The 1381-nt window shown below is 52.4% G+C and carries 1 protein-coding gene; it reads right to left on the bottom strand.

Features of this window, described 5'->3' with window-relative positions:
• Nucleotides 1-212 precede the first annotated feature (212 nt).
• The gene (locus OKB81_RS20325; RefSeq protein WP_270805432.1) at nt 213-1304 is read right to left on the bottom strand and encodes a glutathione synthase; all 1092 of its coding nucleotides are present in this window, start codon (nt 1302-1304) and stop codon (nt 213-215) included.
• Nucleotides 1305-1381: the final 77 nt, after the last annotated feature.

The following is a 1381-nucleotide window of genomic DNA, read 5'->3' as shown; positions in this document are numbered from 1 at the left end:
TAGCGACTAATCAGATCGCACAAACTGGACTGAGTTCCCTTCCTCCGGTGATCTACTATTCGGAACAGCTATTTAGGTCGGTGAAAATCTGAAACATAATGACTCCATCAACATCGGTGTTATCCAGAAGACGTGGCATGTCCGCAAAAGATGCTCATATCTTTTGTTTTTTGCTAACGCCGCGATCTCATGGTTCGCCCCCAGCCCCTTCATCAATCACTGAATACCAATGAATCAAGGACGCCTTGCCCGCTATGAACGCCCCCTTCTGTCGATCCGGCTGATTTGCTACGGATCAGGTATCCAGCAAAGCTCTGCTCGGCGCAACCAGGATTGCCATCTATCTGAACGGTGAACATGCCTAGTTCACTGATCAAGTCCGTCACCCGATGCAGCTCTCCTTTGCGTACTATCCAGGCTGACATCGGTCTGGGAACGGGATGTAATCGGCCCATTAGTGACCAAGCCTGATATTGCCGGGGCTCCAGTGTTTCTAATTTTGCCAGGATGTCTGCCCCAAACAGACAATGCCCACCTCCTTCTCCTTGGTTTTTAAGTACCCAACTATTGGAGGGCGCAGCTTTTACAAAGTGGAGGCTATCAGGGGTCACAGGATGCATTTCACCCAACACGCCTCTTACCGTGTCAGCCTCTTGCGGGGTCAAGCCAAATGCAGCGAATCCCTCTTCTCCCAAACGTGACAGCAGCATTTGTACTCGCTTGCTGGTCGCCAATTGCTGGGCGACCGTGGCATTGACGGCGACTCTATGTCGCTCAATCACCACACGGGTCGCCATCAGCGCCTGGCAACATCTCTGCTCTTTGAGGTCTGTCGCCTCATAATCTGAATATTGGTATCCGGCCCGCAGGTAGACGGTATCGAGGGAGCCGACACCATCGAGGAGCAGTCTGTTGTTAGCGCCCGTGCTCAGTTGATTATGAAGTTCACGAAAGGTTCTGCGCTGCGTCTCAATCCCTTTGCGCTGGAGTGCCAGCTCAAGCAGGTGTTGATCAAACACATTGTTTTCATGTTCCTGCACAATCATCAGAAACCTTGCCGGGCCGGGGTCGCCAAACTCACGCTTGATCTTGAAGGTGGCCTCGGCAATGCCTGCTGACAATCCTTCAATGGCATGATTACTGACAAGTTCACCCATTGCCTGATGCGGCTCTTGCATGTACGCAGCAGGCCATTGCCGTTGCAGATAGCGGTGCAGTTCATGTATCCGCTGACCAAATGGCCCCATACCTGCGGCGATACCATTGAACTCGATCAGCTTGTGGCCATCGCGCTGGTCGTCCATAAGTAACCGTTCACCGGGAGGATGTTGACAACAACTCTTCCGGGAGCGGGTAGTCTGTTTTCTCTATGCAGGCACTG

Source organism: Aeromonas sp. QDB56 (genome assembly GCF_027705505.1).
Classification (GTDB): Bacteria; Pseudomonadota; Gammaproteobacteria; order Enterobacterales; family Aeromonadaceae; genus Aeromonas; species Aeromonas caviae.
Note: the sequence above shows the minus strand (reverse complement) of the source record. Positions and strands in the feature narration are given on the sequence as shown.